We start from the raw sequence: 25,847 nt of genomic DNA, 5'->3' as shown, positions 1-25,847 counted from the left end.
TCCAATATTATGGAGGTGCCAAAACTGGAGAAGATAGTAATCAGCCGTGGAGTTGGTGGAGCAGTGGCAGATAAGAAACTTATCGACCATGCAATCGACGAACTTTCTGCAATTAGTGGACAGAAGGCTGTTGCTACGATCTCTAAGAAGGATGTTGCATCATTCAAATTACGTAAAGGAATGCCAATTGGCGCTAAAGTTACTTTACGTGGATATAGAATGTATGAGTTCCTGGATAGATTGATTACAAGTGCATTGCCACGTGTTCGTGATTTTAATGGTATCAAATCTAATGGATTTGATGGTAGAGGAAATTACAACCTTGGAATCACTGAGCAAATCATCTTTCCTGAGATCGATATCGATGCTGTGAATAGAATCGCTGGAATGGATATCACTTTTGTTACTTCCGCGGAAACCGATAAGGAAGCAAAAGCATTGTTAACCGAACTAGGATTACCTTTTAAAAAGAACTAATTATGGCTAAAGAATCAATGAAAGCCCGTGAGGTGAAAAGACAGAAATTGGTAAAGAAGTATGCTGAGAAACGCGCTGCTCTTAAAGAAGCAGGTGATTACGAAGGCTTACAGAAACTACCAAAGAATTCTTCTCCGGTTCGTTTGCATAACAGATGTAAACTAACTGGAAGACCAAAAGGGTATATGAGACAATTTGGTCTTTCTCGAGTAATGTTCAGAGAGATGGCTAACCAAGGTCTTATACCAGGTGTTAAAAAGGCAAGCTGGTAATATTATAAACTGGATGAAGGTTCAATAAGGAAAACCACATCCGCAAATAAATTTAAATGAATACAGATCCTATTGCAGATTACTTAACAAGAATCAGGAATGCAAATGCTGCAAACCACAGAGTTGTGGAAATTCCTGCTTCCAATGTTAAAAAAGAGATCACTAAGATATTATTCGATCAGGGATATATTCTAAGTTACAAATTCGAAGACACTACCGCTCAGGGAGTGATCAAGATCGCGCTTAAGTATGATAAGATTACTAAAGAGCCAGTAATTAAGAAGATTCAACGAATAAGTAAACCTGGTTTACGTAAGTATGCCGGATCAACAGAGATTCCAAGAATCCTGAATGGTCTTGGTATCGCGATTGTTTCAACTTCTCACGGAGTAATGACTGGAAAACAGGCTAAAGCCGACAAAGTTGGCGGTGAAGTACTGTGCTACGTTTACTAATACTTAAAAGACTAAAGAAATGTCAAGAATAGGTAAAAATCCAATTACAATTCCAGAAGGTGTGACAGTAGAGCACAAAGATGGTCTTGTAACGGTAAAAGGAAAGTTAGGAGAGCTTAAGCAGCAGGTACAGGATATCGATGTTAAAATCGAAGATAATGTAATTACTTTTGAGCGTACTTCTGATAAAAGTGATCAGAAAGCAAAACACGGTCTTTATCGTGCTTTGGTTAATAATATGATTGAAGGTGTATCTAATGGATTCACTAAATCACTTGAACTTGTAGGTGTTGGTTATAGAGCTAGCAACCAGGGTAACAAGCTTGATTTGGCTGTTGGTTATTCTCACAATATTATACTAGATTTGGCTCCCGAAGTTAAAGTGGAGACGATCTCAGAAAAAGGTAAGAACCCTGTCGTTAAACTTACTTCACATGACAAGCAACTTGTTGGACAGGTAGCTGCGAAGATCCGATCAATGAGAAAACCTGAACCTTACAAAGGGAAAGGTATCAAATTTGTTGGTGAGCAATTGAGAAGAAAAGCAGGTAAATCAGCATAATAAAGATAGTTATGGCAGTGTCAAAACAAGATAGAAGAAATAAAATTAGAAAACGTATCCGTAGGGATATCGTTGGAACAACAAGCCGTCCTAGATTATCTGTATTCAGAAGCAATAAAGAGATTTATGCTCAGATTATCGATGACGTTGAAGGTAAAACTTTAGCTTCAGCATCTTCAAGAGATAAAGATATCGTGTCTGCTTCTGCAGATAGAAAAGAGCAGGCTCAAATGGTTGGAAAAGCCATTGCTGAGAAAGCGAAAAGTGCTGGTATCGATACAATCTCCTTCGATAGAGGTGGATATCTATATCACGGTAGAGTTAAATCATTAGCAGAAGGTGCTCGCGAAGGAGGACTTAAATTCTAGAAAATATGTATCAAGATTATAAAAACGTAGAACATGTAAAACCAGGAGGTCTTGAATTGAAGGACCGTTTGGTTGGAGTACAACGTGTTACTAAAGTTACAAAAGGTGGTAGAGCCTTTGGATTCTCAGCTATAGTAGTAGTTGGAGATGAAAATGGTGTAGTAGGTCAGGGACTTGGAAAATCTAAGGAAGTGGCAGATGCTATCTCTAAGGCTGTAGAAGACGCTAAGAAAAATCTGGTACGCATACCTTTACATAAAGGAACATTACCTCACGAACAAAAAGGTAAGTATGGCGGAGCAAGAGTTATGCTACTTCCAGCTGCTGCTGGTACCGGTATTATTGCTGGTGGAGCGATTCGTGCGGTACTTGAGTCTGTAGGTGTGCATGATGTACTTTCTAAGAATCAGGGATCTTCGAACCCACACAACGTAGTTAAAGCTACCTTCGATGCTTTACTTCAATTAAGAAGTGCTGAAACTGTTGCAAAACAGAGAGGTGTTTCTTTAGAAAAAGTATTTAAAGGTTAAAATCAAGGAATAAGATGGGAAAGATAAAAGTCACTAAAAGGAAAAGTGCTATTAATCGCACAAAAAATCAAAAGCTTGTTCTTGAGTCTTTAGGACTTAAGAAAATCGGGCAGACGGTTGAACATGACGATACGCCAAACATCCTTGGTATGGTAAATAAAGTTAAACACTTAGTTTCTGTAGAAGAAACAAAATAATAATCTCTCATGGATTTAAGTAACTTAAAACCTGCAGAAGGTTCAGTTAGAAAGAATAGCAAGCGTATTGGTCGTGGTGAAGGATCTGGTAAAGGTGGAACCTCTACCAGAGGTCACAAAGGAGCCAAGTCTCGTTCTGGTTATTCGAAAAAGATCGGATTTGAAGGAGGGCAGATGCCACTTCAAAGACGTGTACCTAAGTTTGGATTCACAAACAGAAATCGTAAGGTTTACCAGGGAATTAACCTGGATACTCTTCAATCTCTTGTTGATGAAGGAAGAATTAAGGATACAGTTGATATGGACGTGCTTGCAGAAAACGGTCTTGCCGGAAGAAACGAGCTTGTTAAGATATTAGGTAGAGGTGAATTAAAGGCAAAGTTGAAAATATCTGTTCATAAATTTACGGCCTCAGCGAAAGAAGCTATCGAAGCTGCCGGAGGTGAAGTTGTTACTTTATAATAGATAATCAAATGAAATTCATCAATACGATTCAAAATATTTGGAAAATCGAGGAACTAAAAAACAGAATTTTAGTAACCCTCGGTTTGCTTTTGGTATATCGTTTCGGGGCGCAGGTAGTGCTTCCCGGAATTGATGCCGCTCAGCTTTCAAGCCTGGCTAACCAGACAGATAGTGGACTATTAGGTCTACTTAACGCATTTACGGGTGGAGCGTTCTCAAATGCTTCAGTATTTGCTTTAGGTATTATGCCTTATATCTCTGCTTCTATTGTGGTGCAATTAATGGGGATTGCTATTCCTTACTTGCAAAAGCTTCAGAAAGAAGGTGAAAGTGGACGTAAAAAGATCAATCAAATCACCCGATGGTTAACCATCGCAATTACATTGGTGCAGGGGCCTGGTTATATTTATAACCTGTTTGCAACCCTTCCTGGAGAAGCATTCTTGCTTGGAGATAACTTAACTTTTGTTATCTCTTCAGTAATAATACTTACCACAGGTACAATTTTTGCAATGTGGTTAGGTGAGAAGATCACAGATAAAGGGATTGGTAATGGTATTTCATTGTTAATTATGGTGGGTATTATTGCTACTCTTCCACAGGCATTCATTCAGGAATTTGCTTCCAGAGTATTTGAATCCAACGGTGGTATGGTAATGATCCTTATCGAACTTGTGATCTGGTTTGCTATCATCATGGCATCTGTAATGCTGGTAATGGCAGTACGTCAAATACCTGTACAGTATGCAAGAAGATCTGCTTCTGGTGGATATGAAAAGAACGTTTTTGGTTCTAGACAGTATATACCTTTGAAATTAAATGCATCTGGTGTAATGCCAATCATTTTCGCTCAGGCGATCATGTTCATTCCTGTAGCTCTTGCGGGTCTATCAGACTCAGATACTGCTCAGGGTGTAACAGCAGCATTCCAGAACATCTTTGGTTTCTGGTATAACCTTGTATTCGCTCTATTGATTATTGTTTTTACATATTTTTATACAGCGATCACGGTGCCAACAAATAAAATGGCAGATGATCTTAAAAGAAGTGGTGGTTTTATTCCAGGGATTCGTCCAGGAACTGAAACTGCTGAATACTTAGATAGGATCATGTCTCAAATTACGCTTCCTGGATCTATTTTCCTGGCTCTTATTGCGGTGTTCCCTGCAATAGTTTTCTCTTTGTTGGGTGTACAGCAAAGTTGGGCGTTGTTCTTCGGAGGTACTTCACTTCTGATTATGGTTGGAGTTGCAATAGATACTATGCAGCAGGTAAATTCTTATCTACTGAATAGACACTATGACGGATTAATGAAAACAGGTAAAAACAGAAAAGCAGTAGCTTAATTATGGCAAAGCAGGCAGCGATTGAACAAGACGGAACCATTATTGAAGCATTGTCTAATGCGATGTTTCGAGTGGAATTAGAAAATGGTCACGTAGTGACTGCACATATCTCTGGAAAGATGCGTATGCATTACATTAAATTACTTCCTGGAGATAAGGTGAAACTGGAAATGAGTCCTTACGATTTAACTAAGGCTCGAATAACTTACAGATACTAAAAAGTAATTTTCAGCCTTTTATAAATTTTTTATACTTTTGCACTCTGAAAAATTTATGACGGCTAAAATTTCACAAAAAGGATAATTCCTTGTAAGTGAATTAAAAAGAGATAAGATGAAAGTTAGAGCATCAATAAAAAAGAGAAGTGCCGACTGCAAGATTGTTCGCAGAAAAGGGCGCCTTTACGTTATTAACAAAAAGAATCCTAGATTTAAACAAAGACAAGGCTAATTATGGCAAGAATTGCAGGGGTAGATATACCTAAACAAAAGCGAGGAGTTATAGCGTTGACCTATATCTTCGGAATTGGTAGAAGCAGGGCTCAAGAGATACTTGCACAAGCTAAAGTAGACGAGAGTAAGAAAGTTTCTGAATGGGACGATGATGAAATCGGTAAAATTCGTGAAGCCGTTGGTCAGTTTACAATCGAAGGTGAGTTGCGTACTGAAGTTCAGATGAGCATCAAGCGTCTTATGGACATTGGATGTTACAGAGGAATTCGTCACAGAGCTGGTTTACCTTTAAGAGGACAGCGTACTAAGAATAACTCGAGAACCAGAAAAGGTAGAAGAAAAACAGTTGCTAACAAGAAAAAAGCGACTAAATAGTAATTAGTATGGCAAAGAAGACAAATCAAAAGGCCGGTAAGACTCAGAAGAAACGTAAAGTAATCGTTGAATCCAACGGTGAAGCTCACGTTACTGCTTCTTTCAACAACATTATAATTTCCCTTACCAACAAAAAGGGTGATGTTGTTTCGTGGTCATCTGCTGGTAAGATGGGCTTTAGAGGATCTAAGAAAAATACACCTTACGCTGCGCAATTAGCTGCTGAAGATGCTTCCAAAGTAGCACATGAGGCTGGAATGCGTAAAGTAAAGGTATATGTTAAAGGTCCTGGAAATGGTAGAGAGTCTGCTATTAGAGCAGTACACAATAGTGGTATCGAGGTTACTGAAATTATCGACATCACTCCACTTCCACACAATGGATGTCGTCCACCTAAGAGACGTAGAGTTTAATAAAATTTAATCATAGAGAAGGATTAAGATTATCGAAGGACTTATGCCTTAATTCATAATCCCTTCTCAAAACAACTTAAGTAATGGCAAGATATACAGGTCCAAAAACTAAAATAGCCCGTAAATTCGGTGAAGCTATTTTTGGTGACGACAAATCTTTCGAAAAAAGAAATTATCCTCCAGGACAGCACGGTAATAACCGTCGTAGAGGAAAGAAATCGGAATATGCAATCCAGTTGATGGAAAAGCAAAAAGCTAAGTATACGTACGGTATTCTTGAGCGTCAATTCCGTAATATGTTTGAAAAAGCAACCAGAGCACAGGGTATTACTGGTGAGGTTCTTCTTCAACTTTGTGAGTCTCGTTTAGATAATGTAGTGTACCGTATGGGTGTAGCGCCTTCAAGAAGAGCTGCGCGCCAGTTAGTAGGTCACCGTCATATCACTGTAAACGGAGAACTTGTAAATATTCCTTCTTACCACCTAAAGGCTGGTGATGTTGTTGGGGTAAGAGAAAAATCTAAATCACTTGGTGTGATTCAGGAGTCATTATCTAATAGCAGTAATGTTTACGAATGGCTTTCATGGAATTCTGAAAAGAAAGAAGGTACTTTCGTATCTGTTCCGGGAAGAGTTCAAATTCCTGAAAACATCAACGAGCAATTTATAGTCGAATTATATTCGAAATAATAATTCATCATACAGAAGTCGAAATATGGCAATACTAAATTTTCAGAAGCCCGATAAAGTTATAATGATTGATTCTACAGATTTCGAAGGGAAATTTGAATTTCGCCCTTTGGAACCTGGATATGGATTGACTGTTGGTAACGCTTTAAGACGAGTGCTTTTATCTTCTTTGGAAGGTTTCGCGATCACTTCAGTAAGAATTGAAGGTGTAGATCATGAATTCTCTACCATCGCAGGTGTAGTGGAAGATGTAACTGAGATCATTTTGAACCTAAAACAAGTTAGATTCAAAAGACAGATCGATGAGATCGATAACGAATCAGTAACAATTTCAGTTTCCGGAGAAGAGCAATTAACTGCCGGTCACTTCCAGAAATTTATCTCAGGTTTTCAAATCCTAAATCCAGATCAGGTGATCTGTCATATGGATAAGAAAGTAAGCCTGAACATGGAAGTAACTATTGAAAAAGGTAGAGGTTACGTTCCGGCAGAAGAAAACAAGAAGGCCAATGCACCACTAGGTACCATATTCGTAGATTCTATTTATACTCCTATAAAGAATGTAAAATATAGTATCGAGAATTACCGTGTGGAGCAGAAGACTGACTATGAGAAGCTGGTATTCGAAATCATTAGTGATGGTTCTATCCACCCTAAAGATGCTTTAACTGAAGCTGCAAAAACTCTTATACACCACTTTATGTTGTTCTCTGATGAGAGAATCACTTTAGAGGCTGATGAGATCGCACAGACTGAAACTTATGATGAAGAAAGTCTTCATATGAGACAACTGCTCAAAACTAAACTTGTCGACCTTGACCTGTCTGTTAGAGCTTTGAACTGTCTGAAAGCTGCTGAAGTTGATACTTTAGGAGATCTTGTTTCTTACAATAAGAATGACCTTATGAAGTTTAGAAATTTCGGAAAGAAATCTCTAACTGAATTGGAAGAACTTGTAAGTAACAAAGGTTTGAACTTTGGAATGGATCTTTCAAAATATAAACTCGATAAAGACTAATATAAAGGCGGGATCTCTCGCCTTTCTTTTATAATTAAAATCTGTCATATTTTGCTCCCCATAAAGGGTAGAAGCAAGATGGCAAAAGATAAAAAGTCATGAGACACGGAAAAAAAACAAATCATTTAGGTAGAAAAACAGCTCATCGTAAAGCTATGCTTGCGAATATGGCATGTTCCCTAATTGAACACAAGCGCATCAACACTACAGTTGCAAAAGCTAAAGCTTTAAAAGTTTTTGTTGAGCCTCTAGTAACTAAGTCTAAAGATGATACTACTCACAACAGACGTATCGTTTTTAGTAAGTTAAGAAGTAAAGAAGCAGTTAGCGAACTTTTTCGCGAAGTTGCTCCTAAAGTAGGTGATCGTCCAGGTGGTTATACAAGAGTTATTAAACTTGGTAGTCGTCTTGGAGATGCTGCTGAAATGGCACTTGTGGAATTGGTTGATTTCAATGAGACTTACAATGTAAGCGGAGATAAACCTAAAAAGAAAAAGTCTACTCGTAGAGCAGGTAAGAAGAAGGCTGAAGAAACTACAGCTCAACCTGAAGAAGCGAAGGCTGAAACTAAAAAGGAAGAGTCTAAAGCTGAAGAGCCTAAGACTGATAATAAAGAAGATAAAAAAGACGAATAGAAATGAATCTTTTCAACTTCTAATTTTTAAAAAGGATAAGCTTTCAGAGTTTATCCTTTTTTTATATCCATACGATAATTGTTTAATTTTATTGCCACAACAACATAACTATGAAATATCAGGCTAAAAGAAAAGCGATCATTTTACTGGAAGATGGAACGATCTTCTACGGAAAAGCCGTAGGTAATGCGGAAGGAGAGGCTTCAGGTGAAGTATGCTTCAATACAGGTATGACCGGGTACCAGGAGATCTTTACAGATCCTTCTTATTATGGGCAGCTTATGGTGACCACTAATGCTCATATAGGGAATTATGGTACGAGCAAGGATGAGAATGAATCCAACGGAGCTAAAATTGCAGGTTTAATTTGTAAAAATTTCAGCTACGTTCAAACCAGACCTTCAGCTGATCAAACACTACAGGAATTTTTAAATGCCAATAAGATCTTTGCAATATCTGATGTAGATACCCGTGCGCTGGTTACTTATATTCGTGAGAATGGCGCCATGAACGCTATTATATCTACAGATGTTGAGAATATTGAATCTCTTCAGAATAAGCTTAAAAAGGTTCCTGATATGAACGGTCTTGAACTTGCTTCCAAAGTTTCCACAAAAGAAGCTTACTATTATGGAGATCAAAATTCAGATTTAAAGATAGCAGCTTTGGACGTTGGCATTAAAACCAACATTCTACGTCACCTTGCTCAACGTGGAGCTTACATTAAAGTTTTTCCTTTTGATGCCAGTTACGAAGATATGAAGTCATGGAACCCGGACGGTTATTTCCTGTCCAATGGTCCCGGAGATCCTCAGCCACTTGAAAACGCAATAAGTGTAACGAAACAGATCATAGAAAACGATCATCCTTTATTCGGAATTTGCCTTGGTCACCAGATCATTGCACTTGCTAATGGTATTGAAACTTATAAGATGCACCATGGTCACCGCGGAATCAATCACCCGGTAAAGAACCTGATTACAGGTAAAGGCGAGATCACTTCTCAAAATCACGGCTTCTCTGTCGATAAAGCTCAAACTGAAGCTCACTCCGATGTAGAAGTAACCCATGTATGCCTAAACGATCAAACGCTAGGTGGATTAGCTATGAAATCAAAGAATGTGTTTTCTGTGCAATATCACCCGGAAGCTGGTCCAGGACCACATGACGCTAGTTATCTTTTTGATGAATTTATAGATCGAATCAAGAAAAAGCAGTCAGCATAGTAAAAAGCCGGAGTTCAAACTCCGGCTTTTTTTTGTTACTCTTACAGGTAGAATAAATTTGTTTGCTAACTTGAATGGTCTAGATTTGATTGCAAATCTACATCATGAAAAAAATCATCGTTATTTTCCTATTACTAACAGGAATTTCAGCTAATTCCCAATCCACAGAAAATCAGTTCTCCATAAATTTTTTAATGCCTTCAGCAGAATATGAGCTTGCCCTAGGTGAAAATACGAGTCTTGATGCTATCCTCGGTTTGGGTTTCGGCTATCATTATTCAGACTTTACAGATGAAAGTGAATTCGGCGTTTATCCCAATCTAAGAGCGCAATACCGCTGGTACTATAATTTTGATAAAAGAATCGATAAAGGAAAGAAAGTTTCTGAGAATAGCGGGAATTATGTAGCCGGAATACTATTGTTATCCAGTGGTGAGCCAATCATTGGCGATATGGAATTGCGAAATGATCTGTCAGGATTTGTAGGTCCAGCCTGGGGATTACAACGAGTATATGGTAGCAATTTCAAACTAAACCTAAATTTGGGGATTGGATATGGTTTTAACGATAATGGTGATGGCTATGTTTCTCCCCTTATCGATATTCAACTAGGATTTAAGCTGGGAAAAGATAAAAGCTAATGTTTATAATACCTCACAAATCAATCCTAATCCTGGCATCATACCGAAATTTTCGCTTTCCTAACTGGTGCAACTTCGAAAACGTTTTAGTAAATTTCCTGTTATAAATGCTTTAAAACTAGCTCTCTCAGTCGGAATTTAATCCTTGTATTCGTATCTTGCCTGTAATTCAAATAAAAATTAAAATACAGAACATGAGCGCAATTTTAGATATACATGCACGTCAAATTTTTGATTCTAGAGGAAATCCAACCGTAGAAGTAGATGTTTATACAGAAAATGGAATAATGGGTAGAGCTGCAGTTCCATCTGGAGCATCCACCGGAGAGCATGAGGCTGTTGAACTTCGTGATGGAGGAGATGACTTTATGGGTAAAGGAGTGTCTAAAGCGATCGAGAATGTAAATGGGGAGATAGCTCAAAAGCTTCTTGGTTTTTCTGTATTTGAACAAAATCTTATCGATCAAACGATGAGAGATCTTGATGGTACTCCGAACAAATCAAAGTTAGGTGCGAATGCCATTTTAGGTGTTTCTCTTGCTGTCGCTAAAGCAGCTGCGAATGAACTTAACATGCCGTTGTATAGATACATTGGTGGAGTTAGTGCTAACACGCTACCTGTACCTATGATGAATATTATTAACGGAGGTTCACATAGTGACGCTCCTATCGCATTTCAGGAATTTATGATCATGCCGGTAATGGCTGAAAGTTTTTCTCATGCTTTAAAGACTGGTACAGAGATCTTCCATAATTTGAAAAAAGTACTTCATGATCGTGGGTTGAGTACCGCAGTAGGTGATGAAGGTGGTTTTGCTCCCACTCTTGATGGAACTGAAGATGCACTTGACACGATTTTAAAAGCTATAAAGCAGGCTGGATACGAACCAGGTAAGGAAGTAATGATTGCACTGGATTGTGCTGCTGCTGAATTTTTCGTTGATGGTAAGTATGATTATACCAAATTTGAAGGTGATAAAGGTAAAATTAGAACTAGTGAAGAGCAGGCAGAATACCTGGCAGAATTAGCTTCTAAATACCCAATTATTTCTATTGAAGATGGTATGGACGAAAATGACTGGGAAGGTTGGAAAGCCGTTACCGACAAGATCGGAGATAAAGTTCAGTTAGTTGGAGATGACCTGTTTGTGACAAATGTGGAACGTCTTGGAAGAGGAATTAAAGAAAATATCGCCAACTCGATACTTATCAAAGTAAACCAGATTGGTACTTTAACTGAAACTATCGCTGCTGTCAACATGGCTCACAATGCTGGGTATACATCAGTAATGTCACACCGTTCAGGAGAAACAGAAGATAATACAATTGCAGATCTTGCAGTTGCGCTGAATACGGGACAAATTAAAACAGGGTCTGCATCAAGAAGTGATAGAATGGCTAAATACAATCAACTACTTAGAATTGAAGAAGAATTAGGAGAGGTTGCATATTATCCACAGGACAAAGCTTTTAAGATAAAATAAGCAAAACATATATATTTCTAAAGCCTCTTCAGTTTGAAGGGGCTTTTTTTGTGAAGTAAATAGTATATTAACAATCATTTAATTAAAAGAATACTTCGGTATTCAATAGAATCCTTATTTTCAATTAAATAACCAACCATACTATTGAAATCTAAATTCTTATTTGTCGCTGCGGAAAATGATGCAATTCCACGTTGTAAAGCTGGGGGAATGGGCGATGTTGTAAGGGATGTTCCAAGGCAGATCGCTGCGAGAGGCGACGAAGCAATTGTGATTACTCCATCTTACTCCAGGATCCATCTTCAGGATAGCAATCGTATTTCTGAAATTAAATTTACTTTTAGAGGGGTGCCTCATACCGGTGAGCTTTATGAAGTTCAGGGGAAAAAAGTAATTGAAGGTATACGGCATTTCGTATTTCACCATCACGATATAAAAGCAGGTGATATTGCGCATATTTACTTTAATGATGCTGACCAGCCATTTTTCACAGACGCTAACATATTTTCTCTCTTTTGTTCTGCAGTTGCAGCTACCATAAAAGATGGTGTCTTCGGAGAGATCAATTTTGTTCATTTACACGACTGGCACACCAGCATGTTATTATTCTTGCGAGAATTCGATCCTGAGTATAAACTTCTGCAAAGCATTCGTTTTGTGTATTCGATTCACAACCTGGCAATACAGGGGATAAGACCTTTCAGTAATAATTATTCCTCGGTAGATGCATTTTTTCCAGATGTTCCTTATGATCATGAAGTTTTGATTGATAGAAGATATCCAGATTGTATAAACCTTATGGCTGTTGGAATCAGGCTTGCTGATGCTGTTCATACAGTTTCACCATCTTATATGGAGGATATACAGAAACCGAGTGATCCACCTCACTTTATTGGTGGAGAAGGTCTGGAAGATGACCTTAAGAAGGCAAATCAGGAAAACCGACTTTTTGGAATTCTCAATGGTGCGAATTATACTGATATAAATTCCGTAGAAAAAGGAATACTATTTAGACAATGCATCCGTCGACTTTTTCGATGGTTACAGGAAGAGAACAAGGATTATAAATCACATTACTTAGCGCATACAGGTGAAAAACTTACACGCTGGCAGCAAAAGCAGCCGGATTTTATCTGTAGCAGCGTAGCACGTTTAACGGAGCAGAAGTTCTTTTTCTTCAGGGAGAATCCAGACCTTTTACCAGCTTTAATGAAAAAACTTGAAGAAGTAAATGGCATATATCTTTTGTTAGGTACAGGTGCGCCGGAATACGAAACAATATTTAGAGAAGCTAGCTATCAATACAAGAATTTGATCTTCATCAACGCCCAGTCTGAAAGTGTTATTGATATGCTTTATCAGGAATCTGATCTTTATCTGATGCCAAGTCAGTTCGAGCCTTGTGGAATTAGTCAGATGCTGGCTATGAGAAATGGTCAACCCTGTTTGGTTCATAATACCGGAGGTTTAAAAGACACGGTTATTCATGGTGTAACCGGTTTTAGTTTTGATGGTGAAACTACCGCGGAAAAGACGGCCGACTTTTTAAAGCAGTTCTCTTATGCGGTTGATCTTTTCTTTCAGAATAAAAATGCATGGAAGACAATTAAACAGAATGCTAAAAAACAGCGCTTCACCTGGGATAAATCTGTAGATGCATATTACGAGTTTTTGTATAAAGCTAAAGTGGATTCGGTAGACTGATTTTCTCCTGCTTCTAATCTAATAACCGGATACTTGCCGGCATATTTTTTCCATATTATTTTCGGAATTATTAAATCAGGCCAGACTTAATCATCAGACTTAGTTAAAATTCACGAAAACGGAAGAAAATAGGGGTATTTCTGAAATTTCGTTAGTCGGCTTAAAATAATTTTAACACTAAAATTCGTAAATTAGCAATCCTTAAAAATTAATCTAAAGAACAATATATAATATGTCTAAAACAGCAACTTTCGAATTTGACGGAAAGAAATATGAATTTCCCGTTACTGTGGGAACTGAAGATGAAATTGGTATAGATATCAAGACGCTTCGTGGAGAAGCCGGACTTATCACATTGGACCCAGGATTTAAGAACACTGGTAGCTGTGAAAGTGCGATCACCTTCCTGGATGGTGAGAAAGGAGTTCTTAGATATAGAGGTTACGCAATTGAAGATCTTGCTGAAAAAGCTGATTTTCTTGAAGTAGCTTACCTTTTGATTTTTGGCGAGCTTCCAGACAAGTCACAACTTGATAAATTCACTAAGGATATTAAAGAGCAGTCTCATGTTGATGAAGAAATGAAGAAGATCCTTGACGGTTTTCCTAAATCTGCTCATCCTATGGGTGTTCTTTCATCATTAACCAGTGCTCTTATCGCATTCAATCCATCTTCTGTAGATGTTTCTTCAGAAGAAGATATGTACAAAGCAATTGTAAAGATTCTTGGGAAATTCCCGGTTCTTGCTGCATGGACATTGAGAAAGAAAAACAGTCTTCCGCTAAATTATGGAGATGAAGATCTGGGTTATGTAGAGAATCTGCATAAGATGATGTTCGAGAAACCAAATAAATCGTACAGTGCAGATAAAGCGGTGATTGAAGCTCTAGATAAACTATTAATTCTTCATGCAGATCATGAGCAGAACTGTTCTACTTCTACGGTAAGAATGGTAGGTTCATCACATGCTGGTCTTTTCGCATCTATTTCAGCAGGTATTTCAGCTTTATGGGGTCCATTACACGGTGGAGCTAATCAGGCTGTAATCGAAATGCTTGAAAAGATCAAGGAAGATGGTGGTGATACGCATAAGTTTATGCAAAAGGCGAAAGATAAGGAAGATCCATTCCGTTTGATGGGATTTGGACACAGAGTCTACAAGAACTTCGATCCACGAGCTAAGATCATCAAGAAATCTGCAGATGAAGTATTAGGGCAATTAGGTGTGCAGGATCCTGTCCTGGATATCGCAAAAGGACTGGAGAAAGAAGCTCTTGAGGACGATTACTTCGTAGAGAGAAAATTATATCCAAACGTAGATTTCTATTCAGGAATTATTTACAGAGCATTGGGAATCCCAGTGGAAATGTTCACCGTAATGTTTGCTTTAGGTAGACTTCCAGGATGGATCGCACAATGGAGAGAAATGAGACTTAGAAAAGAGCCAATTGGAAGACCTCGCCAGATCTATATTGGAGAGAATCTTAGAGATTTTAAACCACTTGGAAGCAGATAATTTTCTGTTTATCATATTTTACGAATACCACAAAAAAGCTTCATCATCGTATGAAGCTTTTTTATATTTGTCAAAACCCTAGCAATGAAATTGCATATATCAAGTGAAACATCCAGATTACGCTCCGTAGTGCTGGGAACCGCCAAAAGTATTGGACCTATTCCAACTCTTGAAGAAGCATACGATCCCAAGTCTCAGGAACATATTAAAGCTGGAACCTATCCAACTGAAGAAGATATGGTGGCAGAAATGGAAGCTGTAGCCGCGGTGTTGGAGAAGTATGATGTTCAGGTTTTCAGACCTAAAATCATAGAAGATTATAACCAGATATTTACACGGGATATCGCTTTCGTGATCGATGATAAATTTATTAAATCAAATATATTGCCCGACAGAGATCAGGAGATCGAGGCCATAGAGCATGTAATGAGACAGTTCGACCCTGCAAAGATCATTACCTTGCCCGAGGAAGCTCATATTGAAGGAGGGGATGTGATGCCTATGGGAGATCATATATTTGTTGGGACCTATAAAGGAGAAGATTACCGGAACTTTATCACAGCCAGAACAAACCAACAGGCTGTAGACGCCTTAATAAGGGAATTTCCTGATAAAAAGGTGATTAGCTTTAGTCTTAAAAAAAGCAATCATATTGCTAAGGATAATGCTTTGCACCTGGATTGTTGCTTCCAGCCTGTAGGTAAGAACAAGGCAATTATTTACAAAGGTGGATTTTTGATAGAAGACGAGTATAACTGGCTTGTTGATTTCTTCGGAAAAGAAAACATTTATGAGATCACCCGTGATGAAATGTACCATATGAATTCCAATATCTTTTCCATTTCTGAAGATGTGGTAATTTCAGAAAAAGGATTTACACGACTTAATTCGTGGTTGAGAGAGCAGGGAATTACCGTAGAGGAAGTGCCTTATGCTGAAATATCGAAACAGGAAGGATTGCTTCGCTGTTCAACCTTACCATTAATCCGCGATTAACAGATAGCTATGAAACAGATTACAGATACTATTTTAATGGTTAGACCGGTAAATTTCAGAATGAATGAACAGACTGCGGTCAACAACTATTTTCAGAAGAAATTAGATAAATCCAATGTGAATAGCCTTGCAACTGAAGAGTTCGACACGTTCGTGAACAAATTGAGAGACGTAGGAGTAAAGGTGATCGTGGTAGATGATATCAAAGAAGAAGATACTCCAGATTCTATTTTTCCAAACAATTGGGTGTCATTCCACAGCGATGGAGAGATAGCTTTGTATCCAATGTTTGCTGAAAACAGGCGTAAGGAAAGACGACTGGAATATTTCTCCAAACTGGAAGAAGCTGGTCTTAAGATCAATAATATCGTAGATTATACTTCTGCGGAAGAAGATGATATTTTCCTTGAAGGAACGGGAAGTTTGATCCTGGATCGGGTAAATCAAAAAGCATATTGTGCAATTTCACCTCGTGCAGATGAAGATCTGGTCATTGAGTTTTGTGAGGATTTCGAATTTACACCGGTTATTTTCAATGCCTATCAAAGTGTTAAGGATAAGCGACTTCCAATATATCATACCAACGTAATGATGTGTCTCGCTGAAGAATTTGCGGTTATATGTCTTGATACCATAGATGACAAGAAAGAACGCAAGAATGTTGTGAAACATCTTAAAATGGATAGTAAAGAAATTATATCCATTAGTGAGGAACAAATGCACGAATTTGCTGGTAACATGTTGCAGGTCCAGGGTGCTGAAGAAAAGTTTTTAGTGATGAGTGCCCGGGCGCACAGAAGTCTTAATGTGGAACAGGTGAAAACTATAGAAAAGTACTGTAAGATCTTAAGTTCTGAGATCGAGACGATCGAAACCTGCGGAGGCGGAAGTGCTCGTTGCATGATGGCTGAGGTTTTTCTACCTAAAGCCTGATTCTTGCTAATTTCTCTTTTGTAGAAGTTTTTTGCTGAAGAGAAAAACTATAATTACGCTAAATATGGCAAATGGAAGGGAACTGATGATCAAAAATTTTTGCATTGCCGTGAGTACGTTGGAATCTGGTTTCGTATGACCGAGTACAATAATTGCCTCACAAAATATAAATATCAATACCGCCCATACCAGGCGGTATTTCTTTTTTGGTTCGGTATTTCCTTTATCTGTAAACATACTGAGTACAAAGATGGCCGAGTCTACTGAAGTAACCAGGAAACTAATCAATAGTAATATTACGACTAAACTGGATACGGCAGGTAGAGGATAATTTTCGAAAAAGATAAAAACTGAAGTAAAGACATTACTAAATTCGTTACTGTAAGTACCAGCATCTTCAATGAATTCAAATGCGGAAGTTCCAAATATGCTAAACCAAAAGAAACTTCCCAGGGAAGGAATCAATAGAACTCCAAAGATCAACTCTCTAATGCTTCTGCCTTTCGAAATTCTCGCTATAAATACGCCCGTGAAAGGCGCCCACGCCAACCAAAATGCCCAGTAATAATATGTCCAATCGGTAAGAAATTGCTTTCCCGGATCGAGATTTCCTCCGGCGAGACTCAGCGGGATAAAATCGAAGACATAGTGATATAATGAATTCAGGAAATTTGAGATAATTTCAGGGATGTTTCCCAGTACGAAAACAAATAATAGCAATGAAATAGTGATATAAATATTCCAGTTGGAGATCCTTTTTATACCCTTATTTACACCGGCCCATGCCGAGAAGAATGCCAGCACGCATATGATAAGAACGAGAAATAAGTTCGTTAATAGGTCCCCGGGATCTTTTGATTGTAAATGACTTATTCCTCCTTCGATTTGCGAAGTTCCAAGTCCAATTGCGGCGACTAAACCGATCACGGTGGTTAGAATCGTGAGAATATCAATAGATTTTCCCCAGCGATTACTATGAAATACTTTGAAACTGGAACTTAGTCGTATATCCTGTTTTTCTACAAATAAGCTGTAAGCAATGATCAATGCAAATAATCCATAGAAGGCCCAGGCAGTAAAACCCCATTGATAAAATGTGTATTCCAGAGAGATGATTTCTGGAGCAGAACCTGTTGCTATCGGTGGGTTCATGAACATGAATACCGGTTCCTGAACAGCTCTTAATAAAATGCCTGCTCCCATTCCGGCACTGTAAAGCATTGCTATCCAGGATAACCTGTCATACTCCGGTGGAGATTTTCCTAATCTTATCCTTCCGATTTTTGAAATAGCGATTATAAGGAGGAACAGAACGCAGCCTAATCCAAGCCATAAGTAGAACGTTCCGAAGTATTCGCGAACCCATAAAGATCCATTTTCTATAGCTTCATAAAATCTGTCTGTAAATAGAAAGATGAAAACCGATCCTGATAATAAAATCGAACCAGAGAAGGTGAGTACTTTATTTCTAAGCAATTCTTTCATGGAACGCAAACAGAGCCGCCTTTAAGATTTTTTGCCGGAGGGGCCATAGGCGATTTTGTTGATCATCCCTTCAAATATGAAGAAATGAAACGGGTACATCGCATACCAGTAAGCACGACCTAAAAGTCCTTTCGGTCTAAAAGTGGCATTTTGATGAAGCACATTGTTTTCATCGATCTTAAATTCCAGCCAGGCTTCCCCGGGAACTTTCATTTCTGCAAATAACAAAAGTCTTTTTTCTTCTTTATCGGCAAGTAAAACTCTCCAGAAATCTAGAGAATCACCTGCATGAAGTTTTGTAGCATGTGTACGGCCTCTGCGAAGTCCAACACCACCTACAAGTTTATCCAGATATCCTCTAATCTTCCAGAGCCAGTTTCCATAATACCATCCGGTTAGTCCACCAATTGCCCATACTCTTTCAAGTACTTCTTCAGTATCGCCTATTTCCTTGGATTTCTTATCCAGCATACACCCGTATTTGGGTATTTGTATGTATTTATTCAGCTCCCTGCGAAAACGACCACTACTCATGCTGTCTTTCCAGCTAGAGATGACTTCATTCTGCTCGATCTTATAGAAGGCCATTCTAATAGCTTCTTTATACGGAATAAGGTCAACGTTTAAAAGTTCCTGTAAACGTGTGTCTTTTGTGATCACTTCTACAGACATGCTATCTACCAGGTTCTGCGCAAGTTTATAGGATGTTGAGGTCACAAAATAAAGCCAGTACGAACTTAGTTTTGGAGACATGATGGGAACACGAAAAATCCAGAGCTTTAATTTTCTGACCTCTGCATATTGTAACATCATTTCCTTATAGGTGAGAATATCGGGACCTCCTATGTCATAAGATTCGTTATAGCAGTCCTCGCAGCCAATAACCCGAATAAGATACTGTATCACATTCCTAATAGCAATTGGTTGTATACGCGTGTCTACCCATTTTGGAGTTACCATTACAGGTAACTTTTCACAAAGATCGCGTATGATCTCGAAGGACGAACTCCCACTACCTACGATGATCGCAGCACGAAGAACCGTGACATTAAATTCTCCTTTATATAGGATTTCCTCAACGGCCTTTCGTGACTTTAAATGTTTGGATAGTTCTTCCTCATTGATAATTCCACTGAGGTAGATCACTTGTTCTACGGAAGTTTCAGCCATCATCGTATTGAAGTTCGTAGCGGCTTGAGCTTCCTGTTTGTCAAAATCATCAGTAGAGCCGGTCATCGAATGGATGAGATAATAGGCGGCATCAATATTCTTAATAGCTTCCGGCGCTTTTGAGTCTTCAAGATAATCGATCTCTACGATCTCTACCTTTTCCCGGAGTTCCTCATTAGAAGTGAATCTATGTTTATTTCGAACTGCACAAACTACATCATGGCCTTGTTCAAGTAATTGAGGCAGAAGCCTCATGCCAATATAACCGTTAGCACCGGTAAGTAGTATGCGCATTTGAGAAATTTGATCTTCAAATTATAAATTAAATTGCTACTTTCACCTGAGATTAGTAAAACTTTATTAAATGAATAACGTACTCAAATTTGTTCTGCTCATCATTGGGATAGGGCTTATTGGCTATGGGTTGTATGATATTCTGACTCCTGAATTTTCCATCGATGCTGGACCCCTTCAGGTAGAAGCTCATGGTGATAACACACAATCTTATGCAATGATCGCATTTGGAGTGCTCGCTCTGGTAGGAGGTTTAGCATTTGGCAAGCGTTAATTACAGACTTATTGTTCGGAAAATATTGATCACAGAGGAACTTATATATTCAATTCCAATGGCGATCACAATAAAACCTATGATTCTGGAAATAGCATTAATCCCAGATGCACCAAGTATGGACACTATATAATAGGAGCTTCTAAGAACTAGCAGCGTAGCTAAACAAACACTAAAAATTGCTCCTACCGCAATTAGTTTCTCATTCCAGGTCGCATATTCCTCGTATAGTCCAATCAAAAAAGATATGGATCCAGGGCCAGCCAGCATAGGAATGGCCAGTGGAGTGAGCGATACGCCATCACGCTGAAAAGCGTCTTCCTGAACCTTCGGCTTATCCATACCTTTATGCTTAGCAAAAGAGCCAGTTAGCAAGGCAAAACCAGAAGTAGTAATAATTAAGCCTCCAGCAATTCTTAAAGAATCGAGGCTTATTCCGAAGAAATTGAGGATATATCTGCCAGTAAAAAAACTTATAAGCAGGATCACGAAAATATTGATCGCTGTAAGGAGGGAAGTACGAGACCGCTCAGATTTAGTGTCCTCTTTGGTAAGTCCAACGAAAATAGGGACAGTGCCCAGGGGATTGATCACAGAGAACAAAGCAGCGAAAACATAAATGAATAGTTCCATTGATTTTTTTCCGCAAATGTGCATCGATAAACGATTTACCGCGGAAAGTTGAAATCAATTTTAGGTTAAGGAATTGTTTCGAAATTCGCTTGAAATTACACATTTATAAGTCATCGATCTGCGTAGGAGCATTGTCGGTCTTGTAATTAATAATTTTCTGGAAGAACTTATGAATACCGGGCTTGTCTGCCTTGACCTTGATGAAATGATGATCCCTGTAAATACTATATTCTTCAGCTTTTCCTTTATATAGATTTAATTTGTAATAAGGAATCACGAGAGCGTAAGTTTCAAGTAGTGATCTAAACATTACGATAATCCCGTTGCCTCTCATTTCAGCATTGCAAACATTGGCATTATTATCTAAAATGAGCAGGTTGTAGATTTCTATACTGGAGGAAGTTATCTGTAATTTTGGAGATCCTGAGCCACGAAGTTTGACCCGTTCCATTAGCGTAAATGGTTTTCCTACTTCAGCACTAATCTTTTCTGAGATCGCAGGACGATTGTAAGAGATATTAATTAGCATTTCTTTTTTCCTAAATATAAGGATTTGCGCTAAAAGGCTGGCGACCGGAACTTCAATTCTTTTTATCTTTGCGCACTTAATAGAATACAAAACAGGCATAAAAGCGTTGAAAATGACCATAGAACAAATTCTTGCAGCAAAAGTTAATGAAGCAGTTACCAAACATTACGAGGTGGAAGCTCCAACCATTGAGTTCCAGCCAACACGCAAGGATTTTGAAGGAGACATCACTTTAGTTGTATTTCCAATGCTAAAACAAATAAAGACCAATCCGGCTCAGCTGGCAGAAAACATTGGGAGCTATTTAAAAGAAGAGGTAATTGAAGTAGCAGATTATAATGTAGTAAAAGGATTCCTTAATATCGTAATAAGCGATGCTTACTATATTAATTTCTTTAATCAAATCAAAGATCGATCAGATTTTGGAGTGCTGTTGCCCCAAAGTGATGCCAGCGGGATCATGATTGAATATAGTTCGCCGAACACCAACAAACCTCTACACCTTGGTCATATTCGAAATAATCTCTTAGGTTTTTCTGTAGCCGAAATCTTAAAAGCTGCGGGAAATACTGTCCACAAAGTACAGGTGATCAATGACCGTGGAATACATATTTGTAAGTCTATGGTGGCCTGGCAGAAATTTGGAAATGAAGAAACACCAGAATCTGCCGGTTTGAAAGGTGATAAATTGGTTGGGAACTATTATGTAAAATTTGATCAGGAATATAAAAAAGAGATCGCTGAATTAAAGGAACAGGGGAAATCTGAAGACGAAGCAAAGGCGGAAGCTCCGATTTTTGTTGAAGCTCAGCAAATGTTACGTAACTGGGAGGCGAACGATCCCGAGGTTGTAAAGTTATGGTCTACCATGAACCAATGGGTTTATGATGGTTTTGAAAAAACCTATGATTCTCTCGGAGTCGATTTCGATAAGAACTATTATGAAAGTGAAACCTACCTTTTAGGTAAGGATAACGTTATGAAAGGTCTGGAAGATGGAGTTTTCTATCAGAAGCCTGATGGCAGTGTCTGGATCGATCTAAGTGATGAAGGCCTGGATGAGAAGATCGTACTTCGAAGCGATGGAACTGCAGTTTACATGACGCAGGATATTGGAACGGCCATCCAGAGATTTGCCGATTTTGATATCAATCAAATGGTGTACACAGTAGGAAACGAACAGGAATATCATTTCAAAGTATTGTTCCTTATTCTGAAGAAATTAGGCTACGACTGGGCAGATGCGCTTTATCATTTAAGTTACGGAATGGTGGATCTTCCAAGTGGTAAAATGAAAAGCCGTGAAGGAACTGTTGTAGATGCAGATGATCTTATCAAGGAAATGACCGAAACGGCTCGTACTATTTCTGAAGACCTTGGGAAACTTGATGGTTATTCAGATTCAGAAAAAGAGGAGCTATATAGAATTATAGGTCTTGGCGCCCTGAAATATTATATTCTGAAGGTAGATCCTCGAAAAAGAATTCTTTTCAATCCTGAAGAATCTGTAGACTTCCAGGGTAATACTGGACCTTTTATTCAGTATACCTATGCGAGAATCCAGTCGATCCTTAGAAAAGCAGATTTTGATACTACCGCGTCGCTTTCCGAAGATTTCAAATTTCATGAGAAAGAGAAGGAGTTGATCAAACAATTACAGTTATTCCCGGAAACCATTGCACTGGCGGCAGATAATCATTCACCTGCTCTAATTGCCAATTATACGTATGAACTGGTGAAATCCTTCAATTCCTTCTATCAAAATGTACAAATACTTGGTATTGATGATGAAGCTGAAAAGGTTTTCAGGGTACAACTTTCAGGAACTGTAGCCAGCGTAATTAAATCGGCTTTCAAGCTACTTGGAATCGAAGTGCCGGAACGTATGTAATGGTGATCGTGTAGTAGCGATATTTAAGAAGATGGACTTTATACTTCAGCTTCAAATCATTAAATTTGCAATTCGCTGCCAGTCAGCAGGAGAATAAAACCACAGGAAAAATTATGTTTGATAATTTAAGCGATAAGTTAGATAGTGCCTTTCACGTCCTCAAAGGACACGGGCAGATCACCGAAATAAATGTTGCGGAAAGCCTTAAAGAGGTTAGACGTGCTTTAGTTGATGCCGATGTTAACTATAAGATTGCCAAGGAATTTACCAGTACGGTGAAGGAAAAGGCAATGGGTCAGGATGTACTAAAGACGTTAAAACCAGGCCAGTTAATGGTGAAACTCGTAAAAGATGAGTTGACCCAGCTAATGGGTGGTGAAGCGGAAGGAATTAATTTAAGCGGGGATCCATCCATTATTCTTATGTCTGGTTTACAGGGTAGTGGTAAGACCACTTTTTCCGGTAAACTCGCAAATTTCCTTAAAAATAAAAAAACTAAGAAACCTCTATTGGTAGCCTGTGATGTTTATCGTCCGGCGGCGATCAATCAGCTGCATGTTGTTGGAGAACAGATTGGAGTGGAGGTATTTTCGGATGAAGGGAATCAGGATCCGGTGGCGATCTCTAAAGCGGCAATTGCCTATGCTAAAGAGAATGGTCATAATGTAGTGATCATTGATACCGCAGGTCGACTTGCTGTGGATGAAGCGATGATGACCGAGATTTCCAACATTCACAAAGCGATCCAGCCTCAAGAAACATTATTCGTAGTGGATTCCATGACGGGTCAGGATGCGGTGAATACGGCCAAAACATTTAATGAGCGCCTTAATTTTGATGGTGTTATCCTTACTAAACTGGATGGTGATACTCGTGGTGGTGCGGCAATCTCCATTAAATCTGTTGTAAATAAACCAATCAAATTTATTGGTACCGGTGAAAAAATGGATGCGATCGATATATTCTATCCATCGCGTATGGCAGACAGGATCCTTGGAATGGGGGATGTTGTTTCGCTTGTGGAAAGAGCTCAGGAGCAGTATGACGAAGAAGAAGCTAGAAAACTTCAGAAGAAGATTGCTAAAAATAAGTTCGGCTTTGATGATTTTCTGAATCAACTTCAGCAGATCAAAAAAATGGGATCCATGAAAGATCTTTTGGGAATGATACCAGGAGCTGGAAAAATGCTGAAGGATGTAGACATTGATGACGATGCATTCAAGGGAATTGAAGCGATCATTCACTCAATGACTCCGTTGGAAAGAAGTGAACCTAAAGTTATCAACGCCAGCCGTAAGAAAAGAATTGCTAAAGGTTCTGGTACAACAGTACAGGAAGTAAATCAATTACTCAAGCAATTTAATCAAATGGGTAAAATGATGAAGATGATGCAAGGTGGCGGAGGCCGAAAAATGATGCAAATGATGAAGGGAATGAATTAATTCCCTTTTTTAATACAACGCAAACACAACACACAATGACAATACTCGATGGTAAACAGGTGAGTAGCGATATCAAAAATGAGATCGCTACTGAAGTTACCAAACTAAAATCTCGTGGAGAAAAAGTACCACATCTTGCTGCGATCATCGTAGGAAAGGATGGAGCAAGTTTAACTTATGTGAACAGTAAAGTAAAGGCCTGTGAAAGAGTAGGATTTCAATCCTCACTTTACAGAATGCCGCATACTGTAAGCGAGATCGAGCTGCTGGACAAGATCCAGGAATTGAACGAGAATGATGATATTGACGGATTCATAGTTCAGCTTCCTTTGCCACCACAAATTGACACTCAAAAGGTATTGAATGCAGTTGATCCAGATAAAGACGTAGATGGATTTCACCCTACGAACTTCGGAAAAATGGCATTAGATATGACCACCTTCATTCCTGCAACACCATTTGGAATACTGGAACTTCTTGAGCGCTATGATATTCCTACAAAAGGGAAGCATACAGTGGTGATAGGAAGAAGTTATATCGTAGGAAGACCTATGAGTATCCTGATGGGTCGTAGTGGTTTTCCCGGTAATTCCACGGTAACCTTAACTCATGAGTTTACAAAAAATATTACGCAGGTAACTTCGCAGGCAGATATCATTATCATCGCAGTAGGAATACCAGATTTTCTAAAAGCTGAAATGATCAAGGACGATGCTGTGATTATTGATGTTGGAATTACCAGAGTACCAGATGATAATACAGAGAAAGGTTATGTTATTAAAGGAGATGTAGATTTTGAAAACGTGAGCAAAAGGGCTTCTTATATAACACCGGTTCCAGGTGGAGTTGGGCCAATGACGGTTTCGATGTTACTTAAAAATACACTTCTTGCAAGGGAGCGACATAAAAAAAGAGCAGATATCAAGTTGTTAGAACGATAAAAAAAAGAGGGAATTTAATTCCCTCTTTTTTTTTAAGCTTCCTCTTCAATTTTCCAGTCGAGATAATTATGAAGATCAGACTCTATAAATCTCAATCCAAAAGTAAAGATTGCCATATCATCAATATATCCCAGACCTGGAATAAAGTCGGGTATAATATCAAGTGGATTCAAAATATAAAGAAAAGAGAATGCGACAGTAGCAATTGTGAACCAGGGCACCTTGCTATAAACACCTCTTCTATAGTCTTTTAGCATCCCATACATTAACTTTGCTAGCTCGCTATATTTCTGTAATAACCCCGAATTGTTGATCTTATCATCAACTTTATCCTGGCTATCCATAGCGATGCTTACATCATTGTCGTCGATCTTTGTTACTTCAGTTTTAAAGTAATCTTCGTCTATTTTTTTCTTTAGGTTTCCAAACATAGT

The 25,847-nt window shown here is 38.5% G+C and carries 32 protein-coding genes; 27 read left to right on the top strand and 5 right to left on the bottom strand.

Features of this window, described 5'->3' with window-relative positions:
- From rplE to ctlX, 23 genes are all read left to right on the top strand, one after another.
- Positions 1 to 477, top strand: a 477-nt coding sequence (gene rplE, locus ACNKXS_RS10415) for a 50S ribosomal protein L5 (protein ID WP_417920781.1), incomplete at its 5' end; no start/stop codon positions are given.
- Positions 478 to 479: 2 nt separating this feature from the next.
- Complete coding sequence (gene rpsN / locus ACNKXS_RS10410; protein ID WP_011710683.1) at positions 480 to 749, top strand: 30S ribosomal protein S14; 270 nt, start codon at positions 480 to 482, stop codon at positions 747 to 749.
- A 56-nt stretch (positions 750 to 805) separates the two neighbouring features.
- Entirely contained in the window at positions 806 to 1,204 is a 399-nt protein-coding gene (gene rpsH / locus ACNKXS_RS10405; protein WP_141876843.1) for a 30S ribosomal protein S8, read from the top strand.
- Positions 1,205 to 1,223: 19 nt separating this feature from the next.
- Positions 1,224 to 1,766 carry a 50S ribosomal protein L6 gene (gene rplF / locus ACNKXS_RS10400; protein WP_298248034.1) on the top strand — a complete coding sequence of 181 codons (543 nt, stop codon included), beginning with the start codon at positions 1,224 to 1,226 and terminating at the stop codon, positions 1,764 to 1,766.
- 11 nt (positions 1,767 to 1,777) lie between these two features.
- Positions 1,778 to 2,134 carry a 50S ribosomal protein L18 gene (gene rplR / locus ACNKXS_RS10395; protein ID WP_141876845.1) on the top strand — a complete coding sequence of 119 codons (357 nt, stop codon included), beginning with the start codon at positions 1,778 to 1,780 and terminating at the stop codon, positions 2,132 to 2,134.
- Between the two features lie 5 nt (positions 2,135 to 2,139).
- Complete coding sequence (gene rpsE, locus ACNKXS_RS10390) at positions 2,140 to 2,664, top strand: 30S ribosomal protein S5 (RefSeq protein WP_011710679.1); 525 nt, start codon at positions 2,140 to 2,142, stop codon at positions 2,662 to 2,664.
- Positions 2,665 to 2,678: 14 nt separating this feature from the next.
- Positions 2,679 to 2,861: a 50S ribosomal protein L30 gene (rpmD, locus tag ACNKXS_RS10385; RefSeq protein ID WP_026915162.1), complete on the top strand. Its 183-nt coding sequence runs from the start codon at positions 2,679 to 2,681 to the stop codon at positions 2,859 to 2,861.
- Positions 2,862 to 2,870: 9 nt separating this feature from the next.
- Entirely contained in the window at positions 2,871 to 3,323 is a 453-nt protein-coding gene (gene rplO, locus ACNKXS_RS10380) for a 50S ribosomal protein L15 (protein WP_141876846.1), read from the top strand.
- A gap of 11 nt (positions 3,324 to 3,334) precedes the next feature.
- On the top strand, positions 3,335 to 4,672 hold the full coding sequence (gene secY / locus ACNKXS_RS10375; RefSeq protein WP_026915164.1) for a preprotein translocase subunit SecY: 1,338 nt from the start codon (positions 3,335 to 3,337) through the stop codon (positions 4,670 to 4,672).
- A 2-nt stretch (positions 4,673 to 4,674) separates the two neighbouring features.
- On the top strand, positions 4,675 to 4,890 hold the full coding sequence (gene infA, locus ACNKXS_RS10370; RefSeq protein ID WP_011710675.1) for a translation initiation factor IF-1: 216 nt from the start codon (positions 4,675 to 4,677) through the stop codon (positions 4,888 to 4,890).
- Between the two features lie 115 nt (positions 4,891 to 5,005).
- Complete coding sequence (gene ykgO, locus ACNKXS_RS10365; protein ID WP_010519235.1) at positions 5,006 to 5,122, top strand: type B 50S ribosomal protein L36; 117 nt, start codon at positions 5,006 to 5,008, stop codon at positions 5,120 to 5,122.
- Positions 5,123 to 5,124: 2 nt separating this feature from the next.
- Positions 5,125 to 5,499, top strand: a complete 375-nt coding sequence (rpsM, locus tag ACNKXS_RS10360) for a 30S ribosomal protein S13 (protein ID WP_141876847.1) — start codon at positions 5,125 to 5,127, stop codon at positions 5,497 to 5,499.
- Between the two features lie 8 nt (positions 5,500 to 5,507).
- Positions 5,508 to 5,912 carry a 30S ribosomal protein S11 gene (rpsK, locus tag ACNKXS_RS10355; RefSeq protein WP_141876848.1) on the top strand — a complete coding sequence of 135 codons (405 nt, stop codon included), beginning with the start codon at positions 5,508 to 5,510 and terminating at the stop codon, positions 5,910 to 5,912.
- Positions 5,913 to 5,995: 83 nt separating this feature from the next.
- Positions 5,996 to 6,601 (top strand): 30S ribosomal protein S4, encoded by a 606-nt coding sequence (gene rpsD / locus ACNKXS_RS10350; protein WP_026915167.1) that lies wholly within the window; start codon positions 5,996 to 5,998, stop codon positions 6,599 to 6,601.
- A 25-nt stretch (positions 6,602 to 6,626) separates the two neighbouring features.
- The gene (locus tag ACNKXS_RS10345; RefSeq protein WP_298248036.1) at positions 6,627 to 7,619 is read left to right on the top strand and encodes a DNA-directed RNA polymerase subunit alpha; all 993 of its coding nucleotides are present in this window, start codon (positions 6,627 to 6,629) and stop codon (positions 7,617 to 7,619) included.
- A gap of 98 nt (positions 7,620 to 7,717) precedes the next feature.
- On the top strand, positions 7,718 to 8,254 hold the full coding sequence (rplQ, locus tag ACNKXS_RS10340) for a 50S ribosomal protein L17 (RefSeq protein WP_298525462.1): 537 nt from the start codon (positions 7,718 to 7,720) through the stop codon (positions 8,252 to 8,254).
- A 110-nt stretch (positions 8,255 to 8,364) separates the two neighbouring features.
- A complete protein-coding gene (gene carA / locus ACNKXS_RS10335) occupies positions 8,365 to 9,480 on the top strand; it encodes a glutamine-hydrolyzing carbamoyl-phosphate synthase small subunit (protein ID WP_417920780.1) in 1,116 nt (371 codons plus the stop codon).
- A 104-nt stretch (positions 9,481 to 9,584) separates the two neighbouring features.
- Positions 9,585 to 10,121, top strand: a complete 537-nt coding sequence (locus tag ACNKXS_RS10330) for a hypothetical protein (protein ID WP_417920779.1) — start codon at positions 9,585 to 9,587, stop codon at positions 10,119 to 10,121.
- Between the two features lie 194 nt (positions 10,122 to 10,315).
- Positions 10,316 to 11,605, top strand: a complete 1,290-nt coding sequence (gene eno / locus ACNKXS_RS10325; RefSeq protein ID WP_141876852.1) for a phosphopyruvate hydratase — start codon at positions 10,316 to 10,318, stop codon at positions 11,603 to 11,605.
- Positions 11,606 to 11,749: 144 nt separating this feature from the next.
- Positions 11,750 to 13,309 carry a glycogen synthase gene (locus ACNKXS_RS10320; RefSeq protein ID WP_417920778.1) on the top strand — a complete coding sequence of 520 codons (1,560 nt, stop codon included), beginning with the start codon at positions 11,750 to 11,752 and terminating at the stop codon, positions 13,307 to 13,309.
- 232 nt (positions 13,310 to 13,541) lie between these two features.
- The gene (locus ACNKXS_RS10315; RefSeq protein ID WP_295182158.1) at positions 13,542 to 14,825 is read left to right on the top strand and encodes a citrate synthase; all 1,284 of its coding nucleotides are present in this window, start codon (positions 13,542 to 13,544) and stop codon (positions 14,823 to 14,825) included.
- A gap of 84 nt (positions 14,826 to 14,909) precedes the next feature.
- Entirely contained in the window at positions 14,910 to 15,821 is a 912-nt protein-coding gene (locus tag ACNKXS_RS10310; protein WP_417920777.1) for a dimethylarginine dimethylaminohydrolase family protein, read from the top strand.
- 9 nt (positions 15,822 to 15,830) lie between these two features.
- Positions 15,831 to 16,754 (top strand): citrulline utilization hydrolase CtlX, encoded by a 924-nt coding sequence (gene ctlX, locus ACNKXS_RS10305; RefSeq protein ID WP_417920776.1) that lies wholly within the window; start codon positions 15,831 to 15,833, stop codon positions 16,752 to 16,754.
- A 6-nt stretch (positions 16,755 to 16,760) separates the two neighbouring features.
- On the opposite strand, the gene ACNKXS_RS10300 is transcribed toward ctlX, so the two are convergent.
- Together ACNKXS_RS10300 and ACNKXS_RS10295 are read right to left on the bottom strand one after the other, a co-directional pair.
- The gene (locus ACNKXS_RS10300; protein WP_417920775.1) at positions 16,761 to 18,239 is read right to left on the bottom strand and encodes a BCCT family transporter; all 1,479 of its coding nucleotides are present in this window, start codon (positions 18,237 to 18,239) and stop codon (positions 16,761 to 16,763) included.
- 21 nt (positions 18,240 to 18,260) lie between these two features.
- Entirely contained in the window at positions 18,261 to 19,703 is a 1,443-nt protein-coding gene (locus ACNKXS_RS10295) for an SDR family oxidoreductase (protein ID WP_417920774.1), read from the bottom strand.
- Between the two features lie 70 nt (positions 19,704 to 19,773).
- Between ACNKXS_RS10295 and ACNKXS_RS10290 the strand changes: the two genes are divergently transcribed.
- The gene (locus ACNKXS_RS10290; protein WP_295182145.1) at positions 19,774 to 19,977 is read left to right on the top strand and encodes a hypothetical protein; all 204 of its coding nucleotides are present in this window, start codon (positions 19,774 to 19,776) and stop codon (positions 19,975 to 19,977) included.
- Here the strand turns inward: ACNKXS_RS10290 and ACNKXS_RS10285 are convergent, their stop codons facing one another.
- A complete protein-coding gene (locus tag ACNKXS_RS10285) occupies positions 19,978 to 20,610 on the bottom strand; it encodes a MarC family protein (protein ID WP_417920773.1) in 633 nt (210 codons plus the stop codon). It abuts the gene before it with no gap.
- Positions 20,611 to 20,713: 103 nt separating this feature from the next.
- Positions 20,714 to 21,139, bottom strand: a complete 426-nt coding sequence (locus ACNKXS_RS10280; protein WP_417920772.1) for a hypothetical protein — start codon at positions 21,137 to 21,139, stop codon at positions 20,714 to 20,716.
- 112 nt (positions 21,140 to 21,251) lie between these two features.
- On the opposite strand from ACNKXS_RS10280, the gene argS reads away from it, so the two are divergent.
- The 3 genes from argS to ACNKXS_RS10265 all read left to right on the top strand — a co-directional run bounded on the left by argS (position 21,252) and on the right by ACNKXS_RS10265 (position 25,413).
- A complete protein-coding gene (argS, locus tag ACNKXS_RS10275) occupies positions 21,252 to 23,030 on the top strand; it encodes an arginine--tRNA ligase (protein WP_417920771.1) in 1,779 nt (592 codons plus the stop codon).
- Positions 23,031 to 23,143: 113 nt separating this feature from the next.
- Entirely contained in the window at positions 23,144 to 24,472 is a 1,329-nt protein-coding gene (ffh, locus tag ACNKXS_RS10270) for a signal recognition particle protein (RefSeq protein WP_295178098.1), read from the top strand.
- A 35-nt stretch (positions 24,473 to 24,507) separates the two neighbouring features.
- The gene (locus ACNKXS_RS10265) at positions 24,508 to 25,413 is read left to right on the top strand and encodes a bifunctional 5,10-methylenetetrahydrofolate dehydrogenase/5,10-methenyltetrahydrofolate cyclohydrolase (RefSeq protein WP_417920770.1); all 906 of its coding nucleotides are present in this window, start codon (positions 24,508 to 24,510) and stop codon (positions 25,411 to 25,413) included.
- 32 nt (positions 25,414 to 25,445) lie between these two features.
- On the opposite strand, the gene ACNKXS_RS10260 is transcribed toward ACNKXS_RS10265, so the two are convergent.
- Complete coding sequence (locus tag ACNKXS_RS10260; RefSeq protein ID WP_417920769.1) at positions 25,446 to 25,844, bottom strand: YkvA family protein; 399 nt, start codon at positions 25,842 to 25,844, stop codon at positions 25,446 to 25,448.
- Positions 25,845 to 25,847 lie beyond the last annotated feature (3 nt).

Origin of the sequence: Christiangramia marina (genome assembly GCF_048285865.1) — a bacterium.
In the GTDB taxonomy this organism is placed as follows: Bacteria; Bacteroidota; Bacteroidia; order Flavobacteriales; family Flavobacteriaceae; genus Christiangramia; species Christiangramia marina.
This window is presented reverse-complemented; position numbering and strand designations above follow the sequence as displayed.